7 protein-coding genes are annotated in these 5970 nt (G+C 69.8%); 3 read left to right on the top strand and 4 right to left on the bottom strand.

Annotated elements, in window-relative coordinates; translation table 11 throughout:
* Together ACRDP3_RS10215 and ACRDP3_RS10210 are read right to left on the bottom strand one after the other, a co-directional pair.
* Nucleotides 1–833, bottom strand: an 833-nt coding sequence (locus ACRDP3_RS10215) for an APC family permease (protein ID WP_431516554.1), incomplete at its 3' end; no start/stop codon positions are given.
* A gap of 28 nt (nt 834–861) precedes the next feature.
* The gene (locus tag ACRDP3_RS10210) at nt 862–1395 is read right to left on the bottom strand and encodes a GNAT family N-acetyltransferase (RefSeq protein WP_431516553.1); all 534 of its coding nucleotides are present in this window, start codon (nt 1393–1395) and stop codon (nt 862–864) included.
* Nucleotides 1396–1637: 242 nt separating this feature from the next.
* On the opposite strand from ACRDP3_RS10210, the gene ACRDP3_RS10205 reads away from it, so the two are divergent.
* Together ACRDP3_RS10205 and ACRDP3_RS10200 are read left to right on the top strand one after the other, a co-directional pair.
* Nucleotides 1638–2837 carry an NAD(P)/FAD-dependent oxidoreductase gene (locus ACRDP3_RS10205; protein ID WP_431516552.1) on the top strand — a complete coding sequence of 400 codons (1200 nt, stop codon included), beginning with the start codon at nt 1638–1640 and terminating at the stop codon, nt 2835–2837.
* Nucleotides 2838–2845: 8 nt separating this feature from the next.
* Complete coding sequence (locus ACRDP3_RS10200; protein WP_431516551.1) at nt 2846–3781, top strand: sigma-70 family RNA polymerase sigma factor; 936 nt, start codon at nt 2846–2848, stop codon at nt 3779–3781.
* 224 nt (nt 3782–4005) lie between these two features.
* Here ACRDP3_RS10200 and ACRDP3_RS10195 read toward each other — a convergent pair whose 3' ends face one another.
* Both ACRDP3_RS10195 and ACRDP3_RS10190 read right to left on the bottom strand, forming a co-directional pair.
* Nucleotides 4006–4605 carry a Uma2 family endonuclease gene (locus ACRDP3_RS10195; RefSeq protein WP_431516550.1) on the bottom strand — a complete coding sequence of 200 codons (600 nt, stop codon included), beginning with the start codon at nt 4603–4605 and terminating at the stop codon, nt 4006–4008.
* Complete coding sequence (locus tag ACRDP3_RS10190; protein ID WP_431516549.1) at nt 4605–5021, bottom strand: ATP-binding protein; 417 nt, start codon at nt 5019–5021, stop codon at nt 4605–4607. Before ACRDP3_RS10190 ends, ACRDP3_RS10195 begins: the two co-directional genes overlap by 1 nt.
* Before the next feature lie 257 nt (nt 5022–5278).
* On the opposite strand from ACRDP3_RS10190, the gene ACRDP3_RS10185 reads away from it, so the two are divergent.
* Nucleotides 5279–5970: helix-turn-helix domain-containing protein (locus ACRDP3_RS10185; protein ID WP_431516548.1), on the top strand; the 692-nt coding region annotated here is incomplete at its 3' end.

The raw sequence follows: 5970 nt of genomic DNA, 5'->3' as shown, positions 1-5970 counted from the left end.
GGGGAGGCCCAGTCCCATCCGGTGCTCTCCACCGCGGTGGCCAGGGGAGCAGCCGAGGCGGCGACCCGGTCCGCTCCGAGGACCACCAGGACGGTCGCGCCGACCACGGCGTACACGACGACGACCACCAGCAGGGAGACCGTGATGGCCCGGGGGATGGTGTGCCGTGGGTCGCGCACCTCCTCGGCGAGGGTGGCGATGCGCGCGTACCCGGCGAAGGCGAAGAAGAGCAGCCCGGCCGCCTGCAGCACCCCGCCCACGGTGGCGTCGGCGCCGGCGCCGGCCCCGGGGTCGAGCCGGGCGGCCTGGGCGGTGCCGCCGGTCAGGCTGGTGACGACCACGGCGGCCAGTACGGCCAGCACGATGGCGACGATCACCCTCGTGAGCCAGGCGGACTTGCGCACCCCGGCGTAGTTCACGGCGGTCAGCGCCACCACCGAGGCCACGGCGACCGCGTGGGCCTGGCCGGGCCACAGGTACGACCCGACGGTGAGGGCCATGGCCGCGCAGGAGGCGGTCTTACCGACCACGAAGCCCCACCCGGCCAGGTAACCCCAGAAGTCACCGAGGCGTTCGCGTCCGTAGACGTAGGTTCCGCCGGAGGCGGGGTAGCGGGCGGCCAGCCGGGCGGAGGATGTCGCATTGCAGTACGCAACGATCGCGGCCACCGCCAGGCCGAACAGCAGACCGGACCCGGCAGCGTCGGCGGCCGGGCCGAGAGCGGCGAAGATCCCCGCGCCGAGCATCGACCCCAGGCCGATCACCACGGCGTCGAACACGCCCAGCCGCCGCTTCAACCCACCCGGGCCCTCCGGCACTTCCGCCGCGCTCATCGCTCACCCTCTGCCCTGCTCGGACGTCTCACGACGGACCGCGGAGTTCGCCTTCCAACAGCCCCATCGTGAACATGTCGTACCACTGGCCACCACGTCGGAAGACCTGACGCAGCCTGCCTTCCTCGACGAAGCCGACCTTTCGGTAGATGTGGTGGGCGGCGTGGTTCTCGGTCACGACGCTCAGCGTGATCTTGTGCAGGCGCATCTCCTCGAAGCCGTAGCGGCAGATCGTCCGCATCGCGTCGGTGGCGTAGCCGTGCCCCCAGTACTCCTTCTCGCCGATGTAGATGTCGAGTTCGGCGCATCCGGTCTCCGGCTCGGCGTCGCGCAGGCGGACGAGGCCGATGAGTTGGGCGTCGTCGCGTGTCTCGACCCCGTAGAGCACATCGCCGTACGCGTTGGGCGGCCGCTCCTCCATCCGCTTCCTGACCTGGGCCGGCGACTGGGCGTAGACGGCGTCCATCCAACGCACCACGTCCGGATCGTGGTTCCACCGCCACAGCGCCTCGGCATCCGAAGGCTCCATCGGACGCAGCTTGACCAGATCTCCGAGAACCATGCGAGCCAGCCCTTCGAGTGCTCCGTGATCAGCGGTCGCGAACCCGCCATTGGTAGCAGGGCGGAGCTTGGTGGCTCAACGGATTAAGAGCGTCCGGCAGTGGGCGTCACTTGAGGCGTCGGGTGGTGGGGCGCCCGTCCCAGCCGTCTTAGGTCGTTGTGACCCACGACACACTGGCGGCCTGTCACGGATCTGAGCGCTGTCTCGTCCAGAGGGCAAGCGAACCAGACGGGAGCGAGAGAATGCCGCACCGCATCATCGTGCTCGGGGCCGGGTACGCCGGAGCCTACGCCGCCGGATACCTCGCCCGACACCTCCACCAGGACGACTTCGAGATCACTGTCGTCAACGCCGAACCCGACTTCGTCGAGCGGCTCCGCCTGCACCAGCTCGCCGCTGGACAGGATCTCCGCCACCGTCCGCTGGCGGAGATCTACGAGGGCACCGGCGTCCGGCTGCGGCTGGCGCGCGTCACCGGCGTCGACGCCGAGCGCCGTACGGTCTTCGTGGCCGACGGCGACGGATCCGGCCGCCTCGCATACGACACCCTCCTCTACGCGCTCGGCAGCACCGTTGCCGGCCACGGGATCCCGGGCGTGGCCGAGCACGCCTTCGACGTCGCGGGACGGCCGTCCGCGCTGCGCCTGCGCGCACGCCTGGACGAGCTGGGCGAGAGCGGGAAGGTACTGGTCGTCGGCGGCAATCTGACCGCGATCGAGGCCACCACCGAGATCGCGGAATCCCGGCCGGGTCTCCAGGTCACCCTCGCCACCAGCGGCGAGCTGGGCGGTTGGCTGGGCCCGAAGGCCCGCCGCCATCTGCTGCGCGCCTTCGACCGGTTCGGCATCACCGTCCACGAGAACGCCACCATCGAACGCGTCGAGGCGGGGAGGGCCCTCGCCGCCGACGGCACCGCCTTCGCTTCCGACGCGACCGTGTGGGCGGCCGGCTTCGCCGTCCACCCCATCGCGGCTGCCAGCGGTCTCGACGTCCAGGTCAGCGGCCGGATCACGGTCGACCGCGAGATGCGCTCGGTATCCCATCCGGACGTCTATGCCGCCGGTGACAGCGTCTACACCATCGGCGAGAACGGTGAGCCACTGCCGATGTCCTGCGCTTCGGCGGGGTTCACCAGCATGCAGGCGACGGCCGCGATCATCGGGGACCTGACCGGCAGCAAGATCTCGAAGACGTCGCTGGCGTACTACGGAAACCACATCAGCCTCGGACGGAAGGACGCGCTCTTCCAGCTGGTCGACGGCGACGCGCGATCGAAGTCCTGGGCCCTGCGCGGCCGGACGGCCGCGCGCCTCAAGGCGGGCATTCTCAAAGGTTCCGCATGGGGCATCAAGCACCCGACCTTCGGGAGGCCGGCTCGCAAGCACCGCTCGCCGCTTTTGGCAACCGCGCCCGACCGTTCGACCGGAGGGGTCGCCGCATAGTGGCCCTCATGGACACTGCCGCCGTGGAGCGTTTCGAGGCCGGCCGGAACCGGCTGGCCTCGCTCGCGTACCGTCTCCTCGGCTCGGCCGCCGACGCCGAAGACACGGTGCAAGACGCGTTTCTGCGCTGGCAGGCCGCCGACCGGGATCGCATCGAGGTGCCCGAGGCGTGGCTGACCAAGGTGGTCACCAACCTGGCCCTCGACCGGCTCCGCTCGGCGAAGGTGCGGCACGAACGCGCGGCCGGCGCCTGGCTGCCCGAACCGCTCCTCGACGGCGACCCGATGCTCGGCCCGGCCGACACCGTCGAGCAGCGCGAATCGGTGACGTTGGCGGTGCTGACGCTCCTGGAGCGCCTCGCGCCGGTCGAGCGGGCCGTCTACGTGCTGCGCGAGGCATTCTCCTACAGCCACCTTGAGATCGCCGGGATCCTCGACCTGACCGAGTCCGCGAGCAAGCAGCACGCCCACCGGGCCCGGTGCCGCATCGCCGCCGAGCGCAACGGCGGTGAAGTCGACCGCGCCTCCGCACACCGCATCGTCGAGGCGTTCGTCGATGCTGCCTCCTCAGGCCGGACCGAACGCCTGGTGGCCCTCCTGACCGACGACGCGACCGCGGTCTCCGACGGCGCCGGGACATCCAGGAAGCTGCTGCACTACACGGGCCCCGAACAGCTGGCCGCGGTCATGCGAGGCGCCTTCAAGCCGACTCCGGCCAAGCGGAAGCTGGCCGGCGGATCCCCGGGGATCTATGCAGGCGTGGTCAACGGCTGCCCCGCCGTGATCGCCGCGTTCGACGACCGTGTCGTGGGCGTCATGATCCTGGAGATCCGCGATGACAAGATCGCCGCGGGGTACGGCATGGCCGGGCCGGCCCGGCTCTGCCGCATCAACGAGCAATGGCTGCGGCGCGAGCACGACGAGCCCCTCATCGCATCCTGGTGACACGCCGCCCGCCAACACAACCAAGGCCCGGCCGTGGCGGCTCCTTCGCGCTGGCAGTCGCGCGCACGCCTACCGCCGGACGCTCTACCGAACCCTCGAACCAGTGACCGGGTGGAAGTCCTGGGCGACTCGAAACTGCTGGACCTCTGGCTGGACCGGGTCACGTTCGACTGAGGACGTGTGTGGGTCATCCACGTCGGTCAACGTCAGTCAACGTCAACGGTCTACGGCACGTAGCGCGGCAGCCGGTCGGTGGCCAGGCTGCCGCCGAGGGAGGTCAGGGATACGGGCTCGCCGTACCGGCCGGGCCGGGTGAGCCAGTAGTTGCCGGCGACCGGCTCCGTATGGAGGGTCCAACTCCCCGGGTCCGTACGGGGGTCGACGACGAGCAGGGCGCGTACGCCGGCTCCCGCGTACCGGCCGACCGTCTCCACCACCTGCTCCCGCGTCGCGTCAGCGGTGACGACCTCGACCGCGATCTCCACATCCTGTGGATGAAGCAACCGCTCGTCGGAGGCGAGGAATCCGGCGGGGCAGACGGTGAGATCGGGCGTCACGTACGCGGGCCGCTGATCGCCATCGCCCAACCCCTCGATCTCCACGGACACCCCTTCGACGACCACCAGCCCACGTGGCAGCCGCGGCGAGAGCCGGAGCCGGACGAGCCGCACGACACCGGCGTGCTTGCCGCACCGCGGGGGCGGCGGCGCGGGGTGCTCGGCGTGGATCTCGACCCGCAATCCGACTCGGCGCAACACGCGGGCGGCGGACCGCAGTTGTCCGGGACCGAGCCGCACGGTGACCGCACGCCGACCCGGCCCCATCAGCCGCACCCCAGCTGGAACCAGAAGGACTTGCCCGGCCCGGGCCCGTCGATGCAGACGCCCCACCGGGAGGCCCAGTTCGCGACGAGATACATCCCGCGCCCGTGCACGTCGGTCAACGCGGGCTGCTGAACGACCGGCACCCCGGGTGCGCCGTCCCGTACGTGGACGCGGAACGAACCGTCGGGCACCCACTCTCCGAACAGACTGATGGGATGGCGACAGCCGCTGTCGGCACTGGCAGTGATGGCGTTGCTGACGGACTCGGAGGTGAGCAGGACGGCGAGGTCGGTGAGTTCGCTCCGGGCAGTGGTGGAGGTGCGCACGGTCTCGCGGCACGTCCGCACCCAGGCGGGATCGGGCGGAAAGGTCAACGAGAAGCCGGGCGCACACGGCGCCCCGGGATTCGGGCACATGAGGTTCGGGTTCCTTCCAGTCAGCCCCGGCCCCGCGAACGTTCGGTGGCATCGCCGCGCCCCAACTGCGATACGGCGCGGTGCACTTCCGAACCCCCTCGGCGATCGGGTGTTGGTAGGAACCTAGAGGAATCGGTAGCGTGAGTTGCAACCTATTCCTCTCGATTCACTCGCGTGAGTGACGCCAACGAAGCTTTCGCAACTGGCCGTTGCCCCTGCCATGAGACTGACCGGGTCGTGCCTACGAGGAGGACCGGATGCCACCCAGGAGCCACCCCACCGAACGTCAGCGAAGACTCGGAGCAGAACTGAAGAAGCTCCGTGTCAGCGCTGGGCTCTCCGGTGACAAGGCCGCCGGGATCATCGACGCCGACCGTCAGCGCATCAGCAACATCGAGGCAGGACGCGTGGACGTCCCGCGCAACGGCCTCTACCAACTGCTGCGCGCATACGGCTGCTCCGAGGGCCCACTCTTCGAGGGCCTGATGGCCATGGCACAGGAGCGGGGCCGAGGCTGGTGGAACGGCTACCGCGTCGTCATGGGCAACTCGGCCCTCGATCTCGCCGAGCTGGAATCGCGGGCGTCCACCGTCCGCGTTCACGAACCTTTGCTCGTACCCGGTCTCCTCCAGACGGATGCGTACGCCCGGGCTGTCTGCCTCACCACGGGAGACAGCGATCAGAGGGTCGATGACTACGTGACGTTCCGCCTCGCCCGGCAGCGCATCATTCAGGATGGTTCGGTCGACGACTACCACGCCGTCATTCACGAAGGAGCTCTGCGAACGCGCGTCGGTGACCCCGACGTCATGCGCAAGCAGCTTCAGCGGCTGATCGAAGTCGCGCGCCTGCCACACGTCACCCTGCAGGTCTTCCCGTTCGAGGCGGGTGCCTATTCCGCTTTCAGCCGCGCCTTCGCGATCTTCAGCGGCTCAACTCACGAATTGGG

It is taken from the genome of Streptomyces sp. (assembly GCF_050698815.1).
Lineage (GTDB): Bacteria > Actinomycetota > Actinomycetes > Streptomycetales > Streptomycetaceae > Streptomyces.
This window is presented reverse-complemented; position numbering and strand designations above follow the sequence as displayed.